Raw genomic sequence first — 23,149 nt, 5'->3', positions numbered from 1 at the left:
CTTCTATTTTGGCCTTTACAATATTGCTTTTTATTCTTTTGAAATTAGACAGCGACCGATTGGCAGTATTGAGGTGATGGGTTTATTTTTTATTGCGCTTGTCCATATTCTGTAACTCAACATCAAGTTCCCCTACAATTTTAAATTCGGTTCTCCTGTTTTTCTGATGGCAGGGACAATCGCCTTCTCCTTCTTCGGGGCATTCCTCTAGTTCTGCACAATCTTCTCGTAAAAGTTGGCTTTCACCATATCCGCGTGCCAGTACACGACCAATACTTATTCCTTTATCAATGAGGTATTGCACACAGTTTTCAGCCCTTTTTTGAGAAAGGCGATAATTGTATGATTCTGTACCACGGATATCAGTATGTGAGCCTATTTCTACAATAATCCCCGGATTGTCAATCATTACATGATAGAGTGTATCCAGCGTTTTTTTGGAGCTTTCTCTCATTTGCCATTTGTCATAGTCGTAATATATGTTTTTGAGTGCATAGGCTTTGTCTTTCTCAAATCGTTTCAGATAAATATCTACCTGAAATGTATCTGAACTTTCAGCATTAATTGTGTTGAAATCTAAAGAGGTACTTAGAAAACCTTCTCTGGATGCAACTATGGTGTATTTACTGTCTGCGGTGATTTCAAAAAAATAGGGGAAACCATTTTCAATAGTGTCAGCAGCCAATACTGTTTCAGTATTACTTTCCGGAATGGTATCCTTAACAAGGAGTTCAATGCGCGCTTGATTGATTATTTTCTTTTTAGTTGCACCTTCTTCAAAGACAAAACCTTTTACATACCGTACTTTATCATCAAAGTATTCAAACTCGAAGATGTCATCACAACAAGTAGCATTCATTATAGAAATAACTCCAGGCCTGTTTGAGACCAGATATCCTGTGCTTCTGTCGTGTTCATTTAACCGATAATACATTTCATCGGTGGTGGAATTTACCGGATAGCCAATATTTTTGGGATCATTCCAACGAAAGCCCTCGCCCTTCGATAGAAACACATCATAACCTCCCATACCCGCATGACCATTAGAACTAAAATATAAAGTCTCTGTTTGCTCATCAAAGAAAGGCGTAGCCTCATCTCTGTCTGTATTTATTCTTCCGCCTGCATTTTGCACTTCACCGTACTCCCCATTGCTTTTGATTTCGCTGAACCAAATATCTTTTCCGCCTTCACCACCAAGCCGATCGGAAATAAAGTAAAGGATTTCTTTTCCGCTTTTGTGTTTAGCGATATATGGTTGTGTGCTATTGCTGTTTCCCGGGTTAATTTGATCAGGCAGTGCCCTTGCAGTTGTCCATTCCCCTCTGAATAATTTGGATTCAAAAATGCTGCAAATGGTTTTCCCGGTAAAACTTTCATAGCATTTTGTGAAATAAAATCTTTTGCGGTCCGGAGAAAGGTTGCCATTGGATGTATGTACCTCTTCTTCTTGAAACAGTGGAAAAATTTCCGGTTTTAGATATTTACCATCTTTTTTTTGCGCCTCATAAAATTTAATGTAATAATCAATCTCTTCAGCTTGATCTTCAATCACTATAACCGAGTCTGAGGGCAAACTTGCAAATACCAATGTGCTGTCATCCCATAAAAATGGAGATATTTCAGTATAGGGAGAATTGATAGTAGAATCCAAATGTGTGATTTCAATACTTAATGGTTTTTTCTTGAGTTCTTCAGCAAGGGCACAACCTTCAATTTCGGTTTTTGCCCACTTTCTGTATTTTGCTGAGAAGTCACCGCTTGGCTTTTTATAAAATTGTTCGAAGTATTTTATTGCAGCCTCGCAATTGTCGTTCATTTTAAGCATCAGGCCTGCATAGTATGTGCTCAGTGGGTAATCTTTTGCATTGAGGCTATCGGCTTTTAAGTACCAAATGGCAGCATTTTCATAATCTCTGGCAAATCTATAGGTATTGGCCATTTCAAAAACGAGATCAACTCTTTCAGGAGCGTATTTCAATATTTTTTTAAAAATATCAGCAGCCGTATAAATATCCCCTGTTTTTAAATTGCGATTGGCATCCCTGATTTCTCTTCTAATATTAAACGGTGCTTCTTCAGGTTCACTCAGTGTATCATTGGTGCTGTCCTGAGCGATAATATTAAAACAACAACTCAGTAGAATAAAATGTAAACACAGGATTGATTTTAACATAGTTCCGAAGTTAAGCCAAATACAGCTTTTCCCAATATTGTTGAAGGTATTTTAAAACGCAATGGGTTAATAACAGTGTATAAATCATTGCGAAAAATAAAAAAGGATAAATTTGTCCGAAATAGAAAAATGTGTATCTTTGACAGGCTTGTATATGAACAACATTCTATTTCAAGATACAATTGAGACAGAATATGATTTTGAGAAAAAGTATTTCTACAATGAGATTTACATTAAAGGTAAATATAATTGTTATGAAATTAGTATTTATTACTAATATTTTAAATTTATAATTAACGAGTTGAATTTAAATTCATGCACAACAAATGGCTTTTAGTGGCACTTTTTAACTTCCTGATGGCTGCTTTAATGGGGCTTTTGCTTCGTTTTGCATTTGTGTGGGAAATTTCCTGGTTGGATTACAGAAATATGATGCATGGCCATTCGCATATCGCTATGCTCGGTTGGGTTTATTTGGCTCTATTTGCGCTATTCACACACTTTTTTATCCCGGCTAAAAAAAGTGCCAAAGCTTTTTATTCCTACCTGTTTTGGTTTACTCAATTCACAGTGCTGGGGATGATGATCAGCTTTCCAATTCAGGGCTATGGAGCTGTATCTATCTCATTTTCCGCCCTGCATATTTTAGCAAGTTATTTGTTTGCCTTTAAGATTTGGAAAGACCTGAATGCACAAAGTAGTCAACTCCGGCTTTTGATAAAGAGCAGCCTGATCTTTATGCTTGTTTCTACACTTGGAATATGGGCAATGGGGTCTATAGTGGCAAACAACTTGCAAAGTTCCGAACTGTATCTTTTAGCAGTACAGTTTTACCTGCATTTTCAGTTCAATGGTTGGTTTGCATTGGCTGCAGTAGCATTGATCATTTATCAGCTAAATCTTTGGGGCTTTCATTTCGAGCAAAAGCACTTGCTTCGGTTTTTTGTGCTTTATGTTTTAGCACTTTTCCTCACTTTCTTTCATGTATTGGATTGGGCTTATGGTGAAACTTATATGTATGCTCTCAATACCGCAGGAGTAATACTCCAGTTGGGTGCTTTTTTACAATTAGTAATGCCCAATAGAAAACAACTGATGAATGTATTGGGCAAACAATCAGGATGGGAGCAACTTTTAATTGGTTTTGGTCTGATGTCATTAGCCGCTAAAGTTATATTTCAAGCAATTTTGATTTTTCCTGAAGTTTCAATAATTTCTACTGTAATCAGAAATTTTATGATCGGCTATATTCATTTAACCATGCTGGGCTTTATTACAGGTTGCTTGTTTTTAATGCTTTACAAACATTACAGAAAACAGGTGAGTCAGCTGGGAATACTGTTCTTTATTATAGGTTTTATCAGCACAGAAGCTATATTATTTACCCAAGGTATATTTTATTGGCAAACCTGGGGGATGCTGCCTTTTTACCATGAGGCAATAGCTTTAGCATCAGTACTGCTACCGCTTGGTATTGTTTTGTTTATGAAAAATAGCATATCATATCAAATTAGCTCAGATAAAATTTATGTAAGTACATAATAAAATCTTATTTTATAATCCAAACAAAATCAAAAGCCATGAAAAATTTAAAATTATCAGTATTCTTAATCGCTACAATTGCTTTATGCTCCTGTGGTTCTGAAGGCGAATCGGAGCGCAAAACAGCCAAAGACTTTCAGCGTGAAGTAGAAAAAAAGGAAGTCCCGGAATCTATTAAAGAAGGAAAAGGCATAGGTGAGATAAAACAAGTTGAGCTCACTGATGAATTGGATGAAGCTATGATAAAAGTTGGAAAGTCTATTTATGATATGAAATGTGCTTCTTGTCATAAATTGACAGATCAGAGAGTTGTAGGTCCGGGTTTTCAGGGTATTACCAACAGGAGGAAACCGGAGTGGATCATGAATATGATTACCAATGTGGATGTAATGCTTGAGAAAGACCCCACAGCACAAGCTCTATTGGAGGAATGTTTGACACGTATGCCCAATCAGAATGTATCTGTAGGTGATGCACGGCAAATTCTGGAGTTTTTTAGAAAAAATGATTTAGAAATGGCCGGTGAAAAAGACAAGGCTATTTAAATAATAATGTTGTAAAAATCACATAAACACTAAAACCAAAACTAAAATATTATGGACACTAAAAAAATGATTAATTATGGACTATGGATGCTGCTATTGCCAGTGTTCATGAGCTCCTGCGAACAGAAAGACACCAAAAAGGTGATTGAAGGAAATGCAGCACAGCAAGTATATGTTGAGCCTGGAGAATACGATGAATTTTACGCCTTTATGTCCGGTGGATTTAGTGGGCAAATTACTGCTTATGGCCTTCCTTCTGGCCGTTTGTTAAGAGAGATTCCAGTATTCTCGCAATATCCCGAAAATGGATATGGCTATAGCGAGGAAACCAAACCTATGTTCAATACCTCTTATGGTTTTGTGCCCTGGGATGATTCACACCATATTGAGCTGTCGCAAACAAAAGGTGAGTTTGATGGAAGGTGGCTTTTTGTTAATGGAAACAATACGCCACGGATTGCAAGAATTGATTTAACTACTTTTGAAACAGTAGAAATTCTCGAAATCCCTGATGTTGCTGGACTGCACTGCGCGCCATTTATCACTGAAAATTCCGAATACTTGGTTTCAGGCACACGTTTTAGTGTTCCAATTCCGCAAAAGGATGTTCCAATTGAAACATACAAAGAGAATTTCAAAGGCTTAATCAACTATGTTTCAGTTGATCCTGAACACGGACATATGGAATTGGCCTTTCAAATTGAAATGCCGGGCTTTAATTATGATCTTGCCAGAAATGGTAAAGCTGTTTCTCATGGCTGGAGCTTTTTAACGACTTACAATTCAGAACAGGCACACTCGCTTTTAGAAGTGAATGCTTCTCAGAAAGACAAAGACCTGATGGCCATTATCAACTGGAAAAAAGCCGAGCAGTATATGGAAGAAGGTAGATTTACAGAGCGCCAAACTTCTTATTTCCACAACTTGATGGATGAAAGTTCTGGCATTGTTGAATCTGAGGAAAAAACACTCACAAAAATTCTTAATCCAAAGGATTGTCCCGATATGGTGTATTTTATTCCTGTGCCAAAATCACCTCACGGCTGTGATGTAGATCCATCAGGTGAGTACATAGTGGGCAATGGAAAATTATCTGCAGACATGTCCGTGTATTCTTTCAGCAAGATTCAGAAAGCCATTGAAGAAGAAAATTTTGATGGTGAAATTGATGGTATTCCAATTATCAATTATGAAGCCGGACTGCACGGTATTCTTAAAAAACCGGGTTTAGGGCCATTGCATACAGAATTTGATGACAAAGGAAATGCTTACACTACTTTCTTTATCTCATCTGAAGTGGTGAAATGGGATGTTGAAACCAAAGAGATTTTAGACAGACATGCAACTTATTATTCACCTGGTCACCTGGTAATTCCCGGTGGTGAAACACGCAAGCCGGATGGCAAATACCTCGTAGCAATGAACAAAATTACCAAAGACCGCTACCTTCCGACTGGCCCTGAATTGGCACACTCTGCACAATTGTTTGATATAAGTGGCGACAAAATGAAGTTAATTCTTGATTTTCCGACCAAAGGGGAGCCACATTATGCACAGGCAATAAAGGCAGATAAAATAATGCCCAATTCCAAGAAATTCTACAATATTGAGGACAATACACACCCACATGCCACTTTGGGCGAAGGCAAAACCAGGGTTGAACGAGATGGCAATGATGTACATGTGTATATGACGGCCATGAGAAGCCACCTTGCACCAGACAATATTGAAGGTTTTAAAGTGGGCGATAAAGTATATTTCCACTTGACCAACCTGGAGCAAGACTGGGATGTGCCTCACGGTTTTGCCATGCAGGGCGCTACAAATGCTGAACTTTTGGTAATGCCGGGCCAAACAAAAACACTCCTATGGGAGCCTAAAAAAGTTGGTGTTTTTGCATTCTACTGTACAGATTTCTGCTCTGCTTTGCACCAGGAAATGTCAGGTTATGCAAGGGTTTCTCCAAAAGGTTCTGATGTGAAATTAAAGTGGGGTTTGAATGAAGAACTCAGAAGTGGCCAACAGGCTGCCAATGAATTTTACGATCAGGCCAGGGCTAATGCTAATGCAACAGCTTCTAATAATTAATTAAACCAGGGTGCTGCCATTCTACTATTTAATGGCAGCACTCCATATTTCTCAATCTTATTATGAAGATTTTTACGAGTGCCCGAATCATTATGCTCTTATCTCTATTATGCCTCGGTACAGTATTCCTTTTTCCGCTATGGCAAATAACTTTAGAGGCAGCCCAGTTTCCTGGTGGTTTGCAACTGCACATATGGATCAATAAAATTTCAGGCAATGAGAAAAACATTGTGCAAAATGTCAATATCCTGAACCATTATATTGGAATGCAGGCCATACATCCCGATTCTATTCCCGAGCTGAAGTACTTTCCTATTGTCACCTATATTATGTTGGCTTTGGGAGCTATAGCTATTTGGCTAAATAAAGCCTGGGCTTATCTAACATGGTTTATTGTTATGTCTATATTGGGTATTTTGGGCATCTATGATTTTTACCTTTGGCTTTATGATTATGGACATAATCTTGATCCAACAGCACCAATCAAAATTGAAGGAATGACATACATGCCACCGCTTTTTGGCGAAAAAGATTTGCTCAATTTTTATGTAAAATCTTATCCGCATTGGGGAGGAGTAATGCTTGGAGTATCTATTATTATTTCCGGGCTTGCATTTTTAAAACAAAGGGCTAGTAAAAGCAAAAGAAAATTCAATGCTTAATTTGACAGAATGATACATTCCATTAATGTTTTTCTTGGATTTTCACTCTTATTTGCACTGGTTTCTTGTACACCAAAACCAGAACCCATAAATTTTGGAAAAGATAATTGTGTTTATTGTAAAATGGGCATTGTAGATCCCAAATATGGTGCTGAGTTGGTTTCAGAAAAGGGAAAGGTCTATAAGTTTGATGCAATAGAATGCATGCTGCCTTTTATGCATGAGAACACCAATGAAAGCTATACATTGTTTCTGGCAGTGAGCTATGATCAACCAACACAATTGTTTCCGGTTGACAGCTTGTATTTTGTGAAATCTGAAAAATACAAAAGCCCAATGGGTGCCAATATTGCTGCATTTGTTTCAAAAAAAAATGCTGTGAAAGAACCACTTAAAATTATGAATTGGGAACAGTTAAAAGATGAATTAAACCCTCAACCATAATACAAGAATGCAGCACAAGTTTTTTTTTAGTTTAATATTGCTTATAGTTTCTGTAAGCTCATTAAATGCCAAAACCTGGCATGTGAAACCCAATTCTGAGTTATCGGAAATTAAAAAAGCATTAAAACTTACCAATGCCTATGATACTTTGTTTATCCATAAAGGAATTTACTACGAAAATTTAATAGAGGTCAAAAAACCGCTGGTGATTATTGGACATGAAACCCCTGTGATAGACAGTCAGGGAGGTGATGAAATTTTGATTGTCGCTTCTGATAATGTAAGTATCAGCGGCTTGACACTTAAAAATATTGGCCCCAGTTTTATAAAAGACAGGGCAGCTATTCGATTATTAGAAGTTCGGGATGTTGTAATCAAAAACAACTTCTTGCAAAATACCTTTTTTGGGATTTACCTGCAAAACTCAAGTCATTGTAAGGTGATTTCCAATACTATAATCGGAAATGCAAAAGAAGAGATCAATGCTGGAAATGCCATCCATATTTGGAAAGGCAATAATATTGAAGTGCTGGACAATCATGTGAGCCAGCACAGGGACGGCATTTATTTTGAATTTGTAGATCAAAGCCTTATCAAGGGAAATACCAGCCTGAATAATATGCGCTACGGACTACATTTTATGTTCTCCAATTATGACATTTATGAAGACAATATATTTAGACATAATGGTTCAGGAGTCGCGGTGATGTTCAGCAAACACATTAAAATGCTGGGCAATCATTTTATTGACAACTGGGGCGGAGCTTCTTATGGTATTCTGCTAAAAGAAATAAGTGATGGCCTGATGAAAGGGAATACTTTTGAGCGCAATACTGTGGGTGTTTATGCAGAAGGAGCCAACCGTATTAAGATTATTGAAAATGAATTTTTAAATAACGGCAAAGCTCTGGATATTAAAGGGAATTGCCTGGACAATGAAATCTTATCTAATAATTTTATAGGCAATACTTTTGAAGTTCTAACCAATTCAAAATCCAATCTGAATCATTTCGAAGGAAATTACTGGGGGCAATACAAAGGTTATGATCTGGATAAAGATGGAGTTGGGGATGTGCCGCACCGTCCTGTTAATTTATTTGCCCTGATCACAGATAAAATTCCTGCTGCCAGTATATTATTACACAGCTTTCTGGTTACAAGTATGGAAATGGCAGAGCGATTATTTCCGCAGATGATTCCCGAACATTTAATAGATGAAAAGCCACAAATAAAGCCATTAGCGCATGATTGATTTCAGGGGAATAAATAAAAAATTCGGGAAGCAGCATGTATTGCAAGATATTGATCTGCAATTTGAATTAGGGCAGGGACTAGCTTTAATAGGCCCGAATGGTTCCGGTAAAACTACATTGATTAAAATTTTACTGGGACTTGTTGTGCCAGATTCAGGAGATGTCATTTTTGATGGTAAATCCATAATGAATCAATCTACCTATCGGCAGCAAATTGGTTACATGCCCCAGATCAGTCGCTTCCCCGACAACATGAAAGTTGGTCAGCTTTTCAAAATGATGAAAAATATAAGGGCTGATCTTGCTCCTCAAAATTATGATTCAGAGCTTTTTGATGCTTTTGAAATTGATAAAATGAAATCTAAAAGACTGAATATTTTGTCCGGAGGTATGCGCCAAAAAGTAAGTGCTGCACTGGCTTTTTTGTTCAACCCAAAAGTGCTTGTTTTAGATGAGCCTACTGCTGGATTGGATCCCGTTTCTAATGAATTGCTCAAGAAAAAGCTCAGACAATCTATTGAACAGGAAAAACTGGTTTTGATTACTTCGCATATTTTAAATGATCTGGACGAAATCACTACTCATGTAACCTATTTGATGGAAGGAAAAACCCATTTTTATAAAAGCTTGGAACAGCTAAAAATTGAAACTTCCGAAAATCGCCTAAACCGAATTATTGCTCAAATACTCAATAAGGAAAGTACCCATGTTTAAAATTACAAGGTTTATTGTTCAGGATCTTTTGCGAAATTGGATTGTCTTTTTGTACATGTTGTTTCTGTTAATCTTGTCTTTCGGTTTTTTTATGTTGGAAGGCCAGGCCGATAAAGCGCTTTTGGGTTTGCTCAGTTTAAGTTTATTGGTAGTGCCAATGATTACAATAGTTTTCTCTACCATTTACTACTACAATATGTATGAGTTTATTGTGCTGATTTTGGCTCAGCCGCTTAAACGCAAAACCATTTTAGCGAGCATATATTTCGGTCTTTGTATTGCTTTCGGTACAGCAGTAATTGTAGGTTTGGGACTGCCCTTGCTGATTATGAATGGATCAACGGCAGCACTTATGTTGTTGTTGGTTAACCTGTTATTGACTTTTATTTTTATCGCTCTTGCTTTAATGGCAGGTATTGTGACTCGCGACAAGGCAAAAGGAATGGGGCTTTCGTTATTGTTCTGGGTCTATTTCGCACTGATTTTTGATGGCCTGGTTTTAATGATGATGTATAATTTCAGCGATTATCCGATAGAAAAAATTGTATTGTACATCACGCTGCTCAATCCTGTTGACCTGGGGCGGATACTTGTGCTTATGCAAACACATGCGGCAGCCTTAATGGGATACAGCGGTGCTGTTTTCAATCAATTTTTTACACAGACCTGGGGCATTGTTTTGGCTTTTGTTGTATTGTTGCTTTGGGGTGTTTTGCCTGTTTTATTTGCTTTCAGATTGTTTCAAAAGAAAGATTTATAGAAGTATCTCCAATAAAATAAGCCCTGACTGAATTTGATCCTGTCAGGGCTTAATATTTTTCAAATCAAATATTGATTAAAATCTGGGGCAGAATAAAGTTTTATTCTTTTTACTCCAGCTGCCGATATGCATTAAAGAAACTTCAAACCCACCTCTTGAATTTGATGCTGCGGTAAGTTCAGAGAAATTCAGATCGTAACTGAATCCTATTGTAAAACTTGAATAATCAACTCTAGTTGCTAAAACCAAAGCTTCACTGGCAATGGCTTTTTCTTCACCACCTACCATTCTGTAGTAAGGGCCTACATAAAATGCATTGCCACCAGGCTCAGCACTATTAAAGAATATTTTGAAATAGGTACCGAGCATGGTTTCTATTGCCGGACCTTGATTCATAAATAATACACTCGGCAATAAATCCAATTGATTACCCAATGGCAATTGAACTCCGGCATTGAAGTTGATTTTCATATAAAGCCTGGAATCCTCTCCATCATAAAAAGACATATTAGGACGATTCAAATGATTTACTGAAACTCCTGCGTAGTAGTTTCTTCGCTTGTCTTTGATATAATACCAAAATACACCAACTCCCAGATCGAAGAATGTGAAATTTTCACCTAAAACTTCACCACTGTTGAGCAGGGGATTATATCCCTCACCATCAAACTGATTGCCAAATCTAAGACTTTGGTAATTTACACTTCGCTGTCCTACACCACCTATAAATCCAGCTGTAAGAAAGTTATTGGCCTGGTAATTCAGTGACTTGATATATGACACCGAAATATTTCCCTGATTGGTGCCAAAATCTCCTGCACCTGCACGGTCATTAATAAACATTAGTCCTGCACCTACAGCATCATTTTTACCTACTTGAAAGCGAAAATCAGCCGATGCGCCAAATGTGCGGAACATTGGTGTACTTTCATCTTTCAGTACACTTTGCCATTGGCTTCTGTACAGTGCATTCACCCTGTAATTACCGCTATAAACTCCTGTCATTGCAGGGTTCAGGTAAATTGGCATCATCGAATACTGCGAAAAATGCGGATCTTGAGCTTTTAATCCAAGCACAGTTAAAACAGCAAAAAATAGAACAACAAATTTTTTATTCCTCATGATTTTATTTTGAGAGACAAAAGTTAAGAAATTATTTTATCAAAGTAACACTTCCTTTGATGGATTTTTTCTGTCCATCAAGGTAAAAAACATCCAAGTAGTAAATATACACATCTGGCGGCATAATTTCACCTTTAAATCTACCATCCCAGCTTTCATCTACATCCTTTGTCTGGAAAATCTTTTCTCCCCAGCGATCATAAATGCGGAAATCAATGCTTTGCAATGAAACACCGTAAACCCTTAGTTCGTCATTTATTTCATCACCATTAGGGCTGAAAGCATTTGGAACGTACAAAATTAAGTTATTTTCAACATTTACGGTAATTTGATCAGTATATGGACAATCGTTTTCATCAAAAACAGTAAGTTCATAAACTGTAGTTACTGTTGGGCTTGCTGCTGGATTTTGGCAAGTGTCGCAACTCAAGGTAGCAGCAGGTGACCAAGAATATCTAATAGTCCTGCCATTGGGGTCAACAATTGGTTGAAGTATAGTATCCTCTGAGAGCGTAATATCTACTTCATCAGGATCAAAAGATAGAAAAACTGAATCGGGGGCTTCAACTGTTATTATCGTATCAACACTGCAATCCCTGGCATCTGTTATTTCAACAGTGTAATCTCCTGATGCCAAGCTGTTAAAACTACCCAGATCGTTTTGTGTAATACCAATATTATACGAATAACTTCCGGTACCGCCACTTGCTGAAACAAAAATTGCTCCATCAGAGGACCAGGGGCAATTGGTGGGTGTAGGATATATATCGTCAATTACCATTGGTTCTGCTTCTTCAATTTCAATATTATTCAATGAGTCAACACAGCCATTATTGTCGGTAATGGTTACACTGTAATCTCCTGCACTTTGCGCATGAAGAAATGAATTAGTGGAACTATCACTCCACAGATATGTGTAGGGTGGAGTGCCATTGCTCACATAAAGTTCAATCTGTCCATCTTCATTACCACTACAGCTCACATCTTGTATTACAACTTCGATATCCATTGGGCTTGGTTCATACACATCAACAGTATCATAAGCTTCACAGCCCTGATCGTCTGTTACAGTCACAAAATAAGTTCCTGCATTCAGGTCTGTATTTACAGAATCCGTCTCTCCATCATCCCACAAATAGGAGAATGGAGCAGTACCGCCAGAGTCAACACTAACTTCTACGCTTGCGTCTGCACCACCATTACAGGATACAGAATCCGCACTGATGTCTAAAACTATAGGGGCAGGTGCACCAATTACGGTATCTTTGGTTTGGACACAGTTATTGGTATCTGTGACCTCCACTGTTACAGGGCCGGCAGGCAGTTGGCTGGTATATGCACCGCTTATGGGAGGAGTCGTTAACCATACAAAAGTGTAATTGATGGTGTCAAGTCCCACACCTGCAAGTCCAACTCCATCTTCAGAATTGAAGCAAGAGACATCCTGGGTAAGCATGTTGATCTGGAATGAGTCCTGTTCTGGTACCATTACAGAACCATCTACACTACAGTTATTGGAATCAGATACACTAAAGAAATATATGCCCCCTTCAAGACCCGTTGCCTCAGCAGTTGTTTGACTGTCAGGGTCAGACCACAAATATTCATAAGGGGGATTACCACCTCCAGTCACAAAAATTTCTGCTGAACCATCATTTCCCTGGTAACAACTTACACTGGTTGAATCTGTTGTAAAAGTAATACCCGCAGGTTGGTTGATATCAAATGTGTCGTATATTACACAGCCACTGGCATCCATAATTTCTAATTCATAGCGGCCGGTATCCAATCCTGCTATAAAGGATGAATCTTCAAATGGAAAATCATTCCAGAAAAAGTCATATGGAGGTGTCCCGCCATAAGGATATACTTGTATGGAACCGTCTGCATAGTCAAAACAGCTTACATCGGTTATTAAAGCTGAATCTTCAAGTGGCGGTGGAACTGTCAATTCAAATGAGTCAATCTGTACACAGCCGCTGTTGTCAGTAACGGTAAGATAATATGTTCCGACACTTAAATTAAATACAGTATCTGCATCTGCATCAAGCGTTGTTTGGTTGATCGGTGGTCCCCATTCAAAATCATAGGGTGCATTGGCACCAATAGGAGTGGAGCTGATGTTTCCGTCAGAAGCACCATTGCATCCCACATTTAATCCGGCCATATTTAGATCATAGCCGGTAATGAAATTTACCTCAAGACTGTCAAGTGCTATACATATTCCATCAGTTACTGTTACATGATATACTTCTGAATTAATAGGAGTAGCAATGGGATTTTGTAAAGTATCATCATCTAATGTAGCACCAGGAGTCCATTGATAAGTAAATCTTCCGGGGGGAGGATCACACATATCAATAGTAATATCCGGTCTGAATTCAGAACTTTGAAAAACCATATTATTTGTAGAGCTCAATCCACAGCCACCAGGAGCAGGTTCGAAATCTTTTTGCGCATACAATACAGAAGTATAACCAGTAGGAGTAAAACGAATAATATCATCCTGAATTCCTCCAAATGGATTGTCAAAGCATACATTTATAACAATATTAGTGCTGCCGTCCCAGTCAAAAGGATTGTCAAAAACAATGGTGTTTTGTCCTGCAACAGTACTGTAATTTTTAGGGGTATATACCACATCAAGCCCACCAATAAAATTATTGGTCAATTCATCCTGCTGTGTGCACCCCATGCTTACCTGGAAATTTGCAAATGGTTCTGTGGTATTTTTGCTGCTAACTTCAAAGCCAATACTTTGAATAATGCCTCTTTCAAAACCGGCATCTATAAGTTCTGATGCTCTGATCAGGTATTGAACACGCAAATCTTCCAGACTACTATTAAATGGAGAGGTATTGGAAGTAGTGGCAGTAGCGACACCCAAAGTTCTGACTGTATTTCCCGGGCCGCATGCTGTACCATTAGCTCCACAACTTAATAATATAGGAGATGGAGTACCGGTAGTTATAGCTTCTAATTGCACAGGTGTGCTTGAGCACAGGGCTGTGTCAGGAATTGCATCTACAGCAATGGTAGGCTCAACATATACATCTACGAATCCGGTTCCGGCACAGCCACCTTCAGCAACATCTGCTATAAAAGTGGTAGAATTAAAGACCTGTGCTTGTGGATTGGAAATTGTAGGATCGAAAATATTTGCTGAAGGAGACCATTCAATTGTGGCATTTTGAACAGATGGCACGCAAATATTAAAACGGGTATTGGCACGGTTTGAGGACAATGTGCCGCCACTCATTGCACAACCAATGGTATTATCAGCAGCTGTATAAAGTACTGATTGAAATGGGGTGGCTTCATATCTTACTGCATCACTACTTGTCCAGCTATTGTTGTCAAAGCATACTTCTACCAAAAGGTTAGATGCCCCGTCCCAGTCATAATCTGTTGTAAAAACATAATTGTTCCAACCGGTAGTTGTCGTTACAGATGCAGAAGAATATACATTTGTAAGTCCCGAAGGAAAAGTAGAAGGAATAACATCTGCAGTTGTACAGCCCATCCTGATGTTGAAATTTTGATAGGCTTGTGTAGAGGCTTTGTTAGCAACAAAAAATGCAATTTCCTGAAGTGCACCTCCATTCAATCCCATTGCATTCAATTCATTGGCCCTAAACAAATAAAGTATTCGTCCGTCATGCCAAAAGCCTCTATATGGTGTCATAGTACTTGAGGAAGTAGTACCTGTTCCAATTTCGTATTGGGTACTGCCACTGCAAGTGGAAAGTGAGGCACCGCATTGAGAAGGTGCAACGCTTAAATCCAGTTGAACGGTTTGTCCAGGACACACAGTGTCAGGGTCTGCAAATGCAGTAACACGTGGAGCAACTCCCGAAATTGTAACAGTAACGGAATCGGTTTTTTCACAACCTGCTGCTGAAGTGGTTGTTACAAAATATTGTGTGGTTTCTTCAGGGCTGGCTAATGGATTTGCAGTATTAGTAGGGCTCAATCCGTCAGTTGGAGTCCATTGATAAGTATAAGGGCCGAACTGAGCAGGTGCAGTTGCGTTTAAACGAACAGCGCTATTCAGACATATGGAAGTATCTTCTCCTGCATCAGGTGCATAGGGCTGGCTTACATTTACAAATACTGAATCTGCTCCACAATCAGAGGTGGCAGTATAAGTGGTAGGTACTGAAGGAGTGGCTATTGGGTTTGGAATATTGGGGTCGCTCAATCCTGCAGCAGGTGTCCAGGTAAAAGAAGAACCACCAATGGCATTAAGTTGAATCGGGTCACCGCAATAGGTTGCTGTGGGTGGACGTACAATTACTTCGTCAAAGACATAGATGGAATAAGTAACGTTCGATGTTGCAGGAACACTGGATCCTGGAAAACAGGCGCGAACTGTAATTCTAAAAGTATTAAAACCAGTGTCACTTAAAGTAGGTGTCCATGAAAAATCACCAAATATGCTATCGTTTATTGTGTTAACTGAAAAAATTGAACCCGACAATGAAGAGGTGTCAATTGTCATGTATATGCTGTCAGCATTACTTGCAAAACTAGAGATTGTAAATGAAACAGTGTTGTTGGGACACATCTGTAGGCTATCAGCACCACTAAGCCCGGGACCTAATATACCGGCACCTTGTGGCGGGTCAACTACGGTCTGATTACCTCCATTTACACCATTACATGAAGATGGATCCAACACTATAATCTGTACATCCCGCATGGTTTCACCAATTAATATCCCGTCCCTGAACTCCTGTACGAGTACGGTTATGGCAATGGTTTGCTGTCCATTGGGCAAAACTGAAATCTGTCCGGTAGAAGAATTTAGGTTAAAATAATCCGAATCGTTAAAAGGGTCATTTGGGCCAAGTCCTGGGGCATAGGTTACCGGAACCCCATAGTCATCTAATGGGTCAATTGAACTAAAAACCAGAGAATCTCCGTCTATATCGATAACTCCATGATTGTAGTTAAATGGCTCGCCTGGACAAACCAGTGCTGTTGGAGGTGTTGTGAATATTGGCGAATTATTACAATAAGGTTGTCCTGTATTGGGATCGGTGGTATTGTTTATGGTCGTATATACATATTGATCTTCTGATCCAGGATTGGCCAAATTGGTAATGCCACTGTTTCGGCAGCATACGCCATACCCTATAGTCCAGTCCGGACATTGGCTGGGCAAAGTGATTGTTCCACAATAATAAAAAATTTGCGTACCAGGCAAAGTGCCACCACCTGGATCGCAAGTAGTGCCAGACCCAGAACTGCCTGGGCAATAAGTGACCGTTTCACCATTGGAAAATGGATTTCCATCAGGACCAGTAATTCCAGAGTTTGTTGCACATGAATTGCTTTGGTTGAGCGTCCAACTTGGAGTATTGGCACTGCAACCTGAAGGTGAAAAGGCATCGATAGTAATAGATGTTGGTGCAGAAATACCATCGCAATCGCGGAAGAAAGCTACTGTTACATCGTATTGATTTGGCCCTATGCATGTATAGGTAATCTCTGCCCCCTGTGCGTGAGATGCTGCAACATCATTGCTGTTAAATAATAGTAGGGAGAAGAGTATAGCCGGTAATAATAGTCTTAAAATTTTCATTTCTGATAACCCTTTGTTTAGAAAGATTGAAACCCATAAAGATAAAGGTTTTCAATTAAAAAACCACCGAGCTGAACCCGGTTAGTACTTTATTGTGAATTGTTTGTTAAAAAATAATGCATAAAATCTGTCTCATAGCAATTATTCAAATACCTTTGTGGCAAACAAAATCTTTCATTTAAGTTAAGAAAATATGTACAGAACTCATAATTGTAATGAATTAAATCTTCAATGCGTTAATGAAAACGTCACACTCTGCGGTTGGGTTCAGAAAATCAGAAATTTAGGAGGGATGACCTTTATAGACCTAAGGGACAGATATGGTGTAACCCAGCTTGTATGTGGTTCAGAAGCACCTGATGCGCTGAAAAATAAAATTGACCAACTGGGCAGGGAATATGTATTGCGTGTAGCTGGAAAGGTGATAGAACGCAGTAGCAAAAACAAAAATTTGCCTACCGGGGATATTGAAGTAGAGTTGATTGAGCTTGAAATTCTTAACAAATCCAAAACGCCACCTTTTACCATTGAGGACGAAAGCGATGGCGGAGATGATTTGCGTATGAAGTACCGCTATCTCGATTTACGAAGAAGTCCATTAAAAAGAAATTTGGAACTGCGTCATAAGGTCAACCAGGAAGCGCGAAAATATTTAAATGAAGCAGCATTTATTGAAGTGGAAACTCCTTTTTTAATAAAAAGCACACCCGAGGGTGCCAGGGATTTTGTGGTTCCTTCAAGAATGAATCCCGGTCAGTTTTATGCATTGCCGCAATCGCCACAAACTTTCAAACAATTGCTGATGGTTTCGGGCTATGACCGTTATTATCAAATGGTGAAATGTTTCAGGGATGAAGATCTTCGTGCCGATCGACAGCCTGAATTCAGTCAGATAGATTGTGAAATGTCATTTGTAGATAGGGAAGACATTATCAATACATTCAATGGACTTGTCAGGCATATTTTTAAAGCTGTAAAAAATATTGATATCCCTGAAATTCCTATAATGACATACACTGATGCCATGAAATACTACGGCAGCGATAAACCGGATATTCGCTTTGAAATGCGATTTGTTGAACTGAATGATATCGCAAAAGGAAAATCCTTTAATGTTTTTGATCAGGCGGAATTGCTTGTGGGCATTAATGTAGAAGGATGTGCTTCATACAGCAGAAAGCAATTGGACAAACTCACTGATTTTGTGAAAAAACCCCAGGTAGGTGCCAAAGGCTTGGTTTATCTTAAATACAATGAAGATGGCAGCTTCAAATCCTCAGTTGATAAATTTTTCAGTGAAGAAGATTTCAAAAAATGGGCAGAAGCATTTGATGCGAAACCCGGAGATTTGATGTTGATACTGGCCGGTGATGCTGATGTCACACGCAAACAATTGAGTGTGCTTCGTTTAGAAATGGGCAAAGAGTTAGGGCTAAGAAAAGCCGAAGATTATAAATTGCTTTGGGTAGTGGATTTCCCTTTATTGGATTGGGATGAAGAAGCAGAGCGATGGGTAGCCATGCACCATCCTTTTACACGCCCCAAAAAAGACAGTCTTGAGCATCTTGAAGACAATCCGGGAGCTGTGCTTGCAGATGCCTATGATTTGGTTTTGAATGGCAATGAAATTGCGGGGGGGTCTATCAGGATTCATGAGCGCAGACTTCAGGAACAAATGTTTAGTGCTTTGGGCTTTTCAAAAGAAGAGGCCGAAGAAAAATTCGGTTTTTTGCTGGGAGCTTTTGAATATGGTGCTCCACCACATGGGGGCATTGCTTTTGGGTTTGACCGCATGGTGGCCTTGCTCGGGGGCTCAGAGTCTATTAGAGATTTTATTGCCTTTCCAAAAAACAATGCAGGTCGCGATGTGATGCTGAATGCTCCTTCAAAGATTGACACAGATCAATTGGACGAATTGCAACTTAAATTAAATCTAAAGAGTTAGCCCAAATATGTTGCATAATTTTTTAAATAGCCAAGGCATTTTTCTTGTTCTGGTCTTGCTTTCATTCATCTTATTTTCCTGCGATAAAAATCCAAACCCCGGAAATAATCAGGATATAGAATTGCTTACCGAAGAAGAATGCGAAGCGAATAACGATTATCACTTGGGGTTCATTCATCAGAATACGACTTGGTGTGCTGATTTTGAGATTATCAGCGATATGCGCAATCGTTTATATATTCGGGCAGAATCGCAAAACGGTCTTTTTGTAGAGGTTTTCCTGACGGATTATGTCAATGGAAACTATCCGCTTGACGGGGAGCGCAATCAAATCATCATCAATCGCTTCGGAAATGTTTTTCAAAGCTACAATGATATAACGGGCAATATTGATATTTTAGAATATTCTCCGGGTCAGCAGAGCATTATAGGAGCAAATTTCACTTTTACTGCAATTAATTACCAAAGTGGGGAACAGCAATTTATCAAGGGTTCGTTTAGAGTGGCTGCTTTTTGAACCTTCTTTAAAAAGCCTGATCAGGCATCCGCATCGCCTTTTATCCTGATTTTTAAACCATCCAATTCGGGTTGAATTTTCAACTGACAGGAAAGCCTGCTTGTATCACAAAGATTGGGTAAACTATCAAGCATATCCAGTTCTTCATCAGATTCTTCATGCAGTTTGTCAAAGCCTTCTAATACTTCAATATGACATGTAGCGCATAGTGCCATTCCATCACAGGTAGCTTCAATCGGATACCCCTCACCTTTCAGGACTTCCATCAAACTCAACTCAATGCCTAATGGAATTTCTAACTCGGTAAAAGCATCATCAGCATTTTCTATATAAACCTTGATTGAATCTTCCATCTGCATCAAAAGGCTTGCACGCCATTTACGGTAGTATATTTTAAATTTAACTTGGCATCGGGGTAAATATATTTGTATGCGCCCTGGGCCATAAGTGCTGCTTCATGAAACCCGCAGAGTATTAGTTTCAATTTTCCCGGATAAGTATTGATATCCCCAATAGCGTAAATACCTTCTACATTGGTTGAATAATCCTTTACATCTACTTCTATGGCATTTTTATCGATATTCAATCCCCAATTGGCAATAGGCCCTAATTTTGGACTTAAACCAAAAAGCGGGATAAAATAATCTGTATCAATTTTGTTTATGTTTTTGTCTTTATCAATTATTGAAATGCCTTCAAGCTTCTGATCACCATGCAATTCATTGATATTGCTGTTCAGGTGCAAGTTGACTTTTCCCTGTGCCACTAGGTCTTTCACCTTTTCTACAGAATCCAATGCTCCACGGAAGGATGTTCTTCTGTGCACAAGCGTTAATTCACTGGCTACATTTGCCAAAAATATTGTCCAGTCCAGGGCAGAATCGCCTCCTCCGGCAATCACCACTTTTTTATCCCTGTATTTTTCAGGATCCAATATCATATAGGCTACGCCCTTGCCTTCAAAATGACTGAGGTTTTCTAATTCCGGCTTGCGCGGAGCAAAACACCCCAATCCACCGGCAATCACTACTACTTTTGAAAATATTTTACTGCCTTCGTTAGTTTCCAGTTCAAAAGTACCGTCTTCTAAACGTTCAATTGATTCTAAGCGCTCTCCCAGGGTAAAGCTGGGTTTGAAAGGTTCAGCCTGTTTCATTAGGTTGTCAACCAATTCGCCTGCGAGGATATCGGGAAAACCGGGAATATCGTAAATGGGTTTTTTGGGATAAATCTCAGACAATTGCCCACCAACCTGTGGAAGGTAATCTACCAGATGACAACGCAATTTCAGCAAGCCCAATTCAAAAATCGCAAACAAACCTACCGGCCCGGCTCCTATAATGCATACATCTGTTTTAACCATTGTCTTGTAAAATTTTTATCGCGCAAAAATAGTAAAGAAAATACTTCGGACTGTCAATAGAAAGTCAATACTTTGTAATTTGTTTTGTATTTGAAGAACTAAATGCACAAGATTGCTATTTTCACAATTCATTTTCTCATAAAATAAATTGAATCATCAGCTCAAATATTGACTTTGAATGAGTTTTCATTGATGAACAAATACTAAGAAATTTGCTGTTGAATAATTTTACGGTTTAAAAGCAGTTTTACTTTATCAGACACTTAACTTTACACTTGTCGATTAGAACAATTCATGATTAGAAGCCTTTTATTTACTTTTTCGTTTTTTTGTTGGAGTCTGCTTAGTGCTCAAATCACCGGTCCTGAACAGGATTGTGCAAATGCAATTTTAGTCTGTCAGGAAACTTATGTGCAAAACCAATATTACCAGGGCAATGGTAATGATGTGGATATTGCGAGAAACTCCGTTTGTTTTACTGCTTTTGCTGAGGAATTTTCTGTTTGGTACAGGGTTGAAATTCAAAGTAATGGAGAGCTGTCATTTGACCTTGCAGCATTAGCGGGAGATGATTATGATTTTGCTGTGTATAATGTGACCGGTTTAAGTTGCGAAGATATTTATGATGGAACAGGTTTAGTGCGTTGTAATTTTTCTTTGAATTCGACTTCAGACACTACAGGTTTGAGACCTGGCTATATTGACACTACAAGCGATGCTCTTGGGAATCCCTATTTAAAGCCTTTGGATGTCTTGGCCGGTGAATCATACTTGATATTGATAGGTTATTTCAATTTTGATGTGCAGCAATTTCCTTCAGGTGGCTATTCCCTTGATTTTACCCAAAGCACTGCAGATATTATTGATGTAACTCCTGCTCAATTTGATCAGGTTGAATTTATTGAAGCTTGTAATACTCCGGATTCTATTCGGGTTGTTTTGGACTCTCGTGTTTTGTGCAGTTCTGTAGCGGCTGATGCTTCTGATTTTGATATCAGCGGTCCTGCAAATCTTAATTTACAATCAGCAATACCTGTAAACTGTAATGAAAGAGGAGAGACGACAGAAATCATATTGATTCCTGCAAGCGGTTCTATAAGTCCCGGGGCTTATGACTTGTCACTTCAACAGGGCAGTGATGGCAATACGCTGCTTGATGGCTGCGGCAATGAATCATTGCCGCAAACGCTCAGCTTTCAGATAGATGTACTGGATGCAATAATTGACTACACCATTTCAAGCAGTTGCAATGCAGACACCTTTTATTTCAGCTTCGATGGACTGAGTTCACCGCTCTCTTATCAGTGGGTGTTGAATGGAGACACCATTACCCAGCCCGATTTTACGTATGTATTTCCCGATATAGGAAATTTTGATGTTGAGTTGACTACATTTTCCCAAAACTGTTCTGCCCAGGATTTTGAAACAGTCAGTCCGGCAAATATTCACAGGGCTGGTTTTTCAGCTACAGAAAGGGCATGTGTAGGAACTGAGGTGATGTTTACAGATGAAACCCGAGGCAACCCTGATGCATGGGAATGGCGCTTTGAACCCGGGGGCACATCTAATTTGCAAAATCCGGATTATACCTTTAATCAAAGTGGCAACTTTAATGTGAGATTAATAGCAATTGATAATACAACAAATTGCAGGGATACTTTTTTTCAAACCATTGAAATAGTGGATGAACCAGTTCTTGATTTTGATACCCCCGATGAAATTTGCCAGAATGAATCCTTTGACATAGAATATACTGGTACAGGTATTCAGCAAAATATTGAATGGATAATAGGAGGGGATACAATCCAGGAAGAAGCGCCCACACTTAATATTGCTGAAATAGGTGAAACAAATATTCAGTTGATTTTTACTGATAGTATTTGTGGTGTATTTACTCTTGAAAAAAATATTAGCATTAATGAAGTGCCTTATTTTGATCTTGGAAATGACACTTTGATTTGCCCATTGGACAATATACGTCTAAATGCATTTTCCAGAGCTGACCGGATCCGATGGTCAACCGGGGAGACCTCTGAAGAAATTGTAGTGGATACTTTTAATTTATTTGTAAGCGCCCGTGCACAGCTTGGAACTTGTAGCTACAGAGATACCATTTACATAGGTACTAAGGAAGAAGATTGTTTTAAAATCATTATGCCTTCAGCTTTTTCTCCAAATGGCGATGGGCTGAACGATTTTTACAAAGTGCTTTCAAAAAAGTTGGAATCATTTACATTGAGAATCTACAATCGCTGGGGAGAATTGATCTTTGAAGAAGAAAACAACCGTTTTGGCGGATGGGACGGTACTTATAAAGGCCAGGGTGTAGATGTTGGTGTCTATACTTATTATGTAAAAGGAAAAACACTATTGGGGGATAAAATAGATCAAACGGGAATATTGACATTAATTCGCTGATTTGGCAATAGCA

16 protein-coding genes are annotated in these 23,149 nt (G+C 38.8%); 11 read left to right on the top strand and 5 right to left on the bottom strand.

Annotated features, from left to right (window positions below):
• Window positions 1–82: 82 nt before the first annotated feature.
• Window positions 83–2,176, bottom strand: coding sequence for an OmpA family protein (locus WD048_16480; protein ID MEX0813816.1), 2,094 nt, complete (start codon window positions 2,174–2,176; stop codon window positions 83–85).
• Window positions 2,177–2,491: 315 nt separating this feature from the next.
• Between WD048_16480 and WD048_16475 the strand changes: the two genes are divergently transcribed.
• The 8 genes from WD048_16475 (at window position 2,492) to WD048_16440 (ending at window position 10,184) form a co-directional block, all read left to right on the top strand.
• Complete coding sequence (locus WD048_16475) at window positions 2,492–3,718, top strand: hypothetical protein (protein ID MEX0813815.1); 1,227 nt, start codon at window positions 2,492–2,494, stop codon at window positions 3,716–3,718.
• A 38-nt stretch (window positions 3,719–3,756) separates the two neighbouring features.
• Window positions 3,757–4,263, top strand: a complete 507-nt coding sequence (locus tag WD048_16470) for a cytochrome c (protein ID MEX0813814.1) — start codon at window positions 3,757–3,759, stop codon at window positions 4,261–4,263.
• Between the two features lie 51 nt (window positions 4,264–4,314).
• Complete coding sequence (nosZ, locus tag WD048_16465) at window positions 4,315–6,351, top strand: Sec-dependent nitrous-oxide reductase (GenBank protein ID MEX0813813.1); 2,037 nt, start codon at window positions 4,315–4,317, stop codon at window positions 6,349–6,351.
• Window positions 6,352–6,413: 62 nt separating this feature from the next.
• Entirely contained in the window at window positions 6,414–7,013 is a 600-nt protein-coding gene (locus tag WD048_16460; protein MEX0813812.1) for a hypothetical protein, read from the top strand.
• Between the two features lie 9 nt (window positions 7,014–7,022).
• Window positions 7,023–7,457: a nitrous oxide reductase accessory protein NosL gene (locus WD048_16455; GenBank protein MEX0813811.1), complete on the top strand. Its 435-nt coding sequence runs from the start codon at window positions 7,023–7,025 to the stop codon at window positions 7,455–7,457.
• A gap of 7 nt (window positions 7,458–7,464) precedes the next feature.
• Complete coding sequence (gene nosD, locus WD048_16450; GenBank protein ID MEX0813810.1) at window positions 7,465–8,709, top strand: nitrous oxide reductase family maturation protein NosD; 1,245 nt, start codon at window positions 7,465–7,467, stop codon at window positions 8,707–8,709.
• Window positions 8,702–9,424, top strand: coding sequence for an ABC transporter ATP-binding protein (locus WD048_16445; GenBank protein MEX0813809.1), 723 nt, complete (start codon window positions 8,702–8,704; stop codon window positions 9,422–9,424). The genes nosD and WD048_16445 overlap by 8 nt, the downstream gene beginning before the upstream one ends.
• Complete coding sequence (locus WD048_16440) at window positions 9,417–10,184, top strand: ABC transporter permease subunit (GenBank protein MEX0813808.1); 768 nt, start codon at window positions 9,417–9,419, stop codon at window positions 10,182–10,184. Before WD048_16445 ends, WD048_16440 begins: the two co-directional genes overlap by 8 nt.
• 75 nt (window positions 10,185–10,259) lie before the next feature.
• On the opposite strand, the gene WD048_16435 is transcribed toward WD048_16440, so the two are convergent.
• Both WD048_16435 and WD048_16430 read right to left on the bottom strand, forming a co-directional pair.
• Entirely contained in the window at window positions 10,260–11,306 is a 1,047-nt protein-coding gene (locus WD048_16435; GenBank protein MEX0813807.1) for a PorP/SprF family type IX secretion system membrane protein, read from the bottom strand.
• Between the two features lie 31 nt (window positions 11,307–11,337).
• Window positions 11,338–16,893: a gliding motility-associated C-terminal domain-containing protein gene (locus WD048_16430; protein ID MEX0813806.1), complete on the bottom strand. Its 5,556-nt coding sequence runs from the start codon at window positions 16,891–16,893 to the stop codon at window positions 11,338–11,340.
• A 193-nt stretch (window positions 16,894–17,086) separates the two neighbouring features.
• Between WD048_16430 and aspS the strand changes: the two genes are divergently transcribed.
• Both aspS and WD048_16420 read left to right on the top strand, forming a co-directional pair.
• Window positions 17,087–18,838 (top strand): aspartate--tRNA ligase, encoded by a 1,752-nt coding sequence (gene aspS, locus WD048_16425; GenBank protein MEX0813805.1) that lies wholly within the window; start codon window positions 17,087–17,089, stop codon window positions 18,836–18,838.
• A gap of 7 nt (window positions 18,839–18,845) precedes the next feature.
• A complete protein-coding gene (locus WD048_16420; GenBank protein ID MEX0813804.1) occupies window positions 18,846–19,355 on the top strand; it encodes a hypothetical protein in 510 nt (169 codons plus the stop codon).
• A 20-nt stretch (window positions 19,356–19,375) separates the two neighbouring features.
• On the opposite strand, the gene WD048_16415 is transcribed toward WD048_16420, so the two are convergent.
• Window positions 19,376–19,708: a 2Fe-2S iron-sulfur cluster-binding protein gene (locus tag WD048_16415; protein ID MEX0813803.1), complete on the bottom strand. Its 333-nt coding sequence runs from the start codon at window positions 19,706–19,708 to the stop codon at window positions 19,376–19,378.
• A 5-nt stretch (window positions 19,709–19,713) separates the two neighbouring features.
• Window positions 19,714–20,718: an NAD(P)/FAD-dependent oxidoreductase gene (locus WD048_16410; protein ID MEX0813802.1), complete on the bottom strand. Its 1,005-nt coding sequence runs from the start codon at window positions 20,716–20,718 to the stop codon at window positions 19,714–19,716.
• Between the two features lie 294 nt (window positions 20,719–21,012).
• On the opposite strand from WD048_16410, the gene WD048_16405 reads away from it, so the two are divergent.
• Entirely contained in the window at window positions 21,013–23,136 is a 2,124-nt protein-coding gene (locus tag WD048_16405; GenBank protein MEX0813801.1) for a gliding motility-associated C-terminal domain-containing protein, read from the top strand.
• Window positions 23,137–23,149: the final 13 nt, after the last annotated feature.

The organism is Chitinophagales bacterium (assembly GCA_040877935.1).
In the GTDB taxonomy this organism is placed as follows: Bacteria; Bacteroidota; Bacteroidia; order Chitinophagales; family CAIOSU01; genus JBBDNB01.
Note: the sequence above shows the minus strand (reverse complement) of the source record. Positions and strands in the feature narration are given on the sequence as shown.

Excerpts from the sequence above, each read along its gene's own strand:
- WD048_16480 (MEX0813816.1), bottom strand. The coding sequence starts at position 2,176 with ATGTTAAAATCAATCCTGTGTTTACATTTTATTCTACTGAGTTGTTGT.
- WD048_16475 (MEX0813815.1), top strand. The coding sequence starts at position 2,492 with ATGCACAACAAATGGCTTTTAGTGGCACTTTTTAACTTCCTGATGGCT.
- WD048_16470 (MEX0813814.1), top strand. The coding sequence starts at position 3,757 with ATGAAAAATTTAAAATTATCAGTATTCTTAATCGCTACAATTGCTTTA.
- nosZ (MEX0813813.1), top strand. The coding sequence starts at position 4,315 with ATGGACACTAAAAAAATGATTAATTATGGACTATGGATGCTGCTATTG.
- WD048_16460 (MEX0813812.1), top strand. The coding sequence starts at position 6,414 with ATGAAGATTTTTACGAGTGCCCGAATCATTATGCTCTTATCTCTATTA.
- WD048_16455 (MEX0813811.1), top strand. The coding sequence starts at position 7,023 with ATGATACATTCCATTAATGTTTTTCTTGGATTTTCACTCTTATTTGCA.
- nosD (MEX0813810.1), top strand. The coding sequence starts at position 7,465 with ATGCAGCACAAGTTTTTTTTTAGTTTAATATTGCTTATAGTTTCTGTA.
- WD048_16445 (MEX0813809.1), top strand. The coding sequence starts at position 8,702 with ATGATTGATTTCAGGGGAATAAATAAAAAATTCGGGAAGCAGCATGTA.
- WD048_16440 (MEX0813808.1), top strand. The coding sequence starts at position 9,417 with ATGTTTAAAATTACAAGGTTTATTGTTCAGGATCTTTTGCGAAATTGG.
- WD048_16435 (MEX0813807.1), bottom strand. The coding sequence starts at position 11,306 with ATGAGGAATAAAAAATTTGTTGTTCTATTTTTTGCTGTTTTAACTGTG.
- WD048_16430 (MEX0813806.1), bottom strand. The coding sequence starts at position 16,893 with ATGAAAATTTTAAGACTATTATTACCGGCTATACTCTTCTCCCTACTA.
- aspS (MEX0813805.1), top strand. The coding sequence starts at position 17,087 with ATGTACAGAACTCATAATTGTAATGAATTAAATCTTCAATGCGTTAAT.
- WD048_16420 (MEX0813804.1), top strand. The coding sequence starts at position 18,846 with ATGTTGCATAATTTTTTAAATAGCCAAGGCATTTTTCTTGTTCTGGTC.
- WD048_16415 (MEX0813803.1), bottom strand. The coding sequence starts at position 19,708 with ATGGAAGATTCAATCAAGGTTTATATAGAAAATGCTGATGATGCTTTT.
- WD048_16410 (MEX0813802.1), bottom strand. The coding sequence starts at position 20,718 with ATGGTTAAAACAGATGTATGCATTATAGGAGCCGGGCCGGTAGGTTTG.
- WD048_16405 (MEX0813801.1), top strand. The coding sequence starts at position 21,013 with ATGATTAGAAGCCTTTTATTTACTTTTTCGTTTTTTTGTTGGAGTCTG.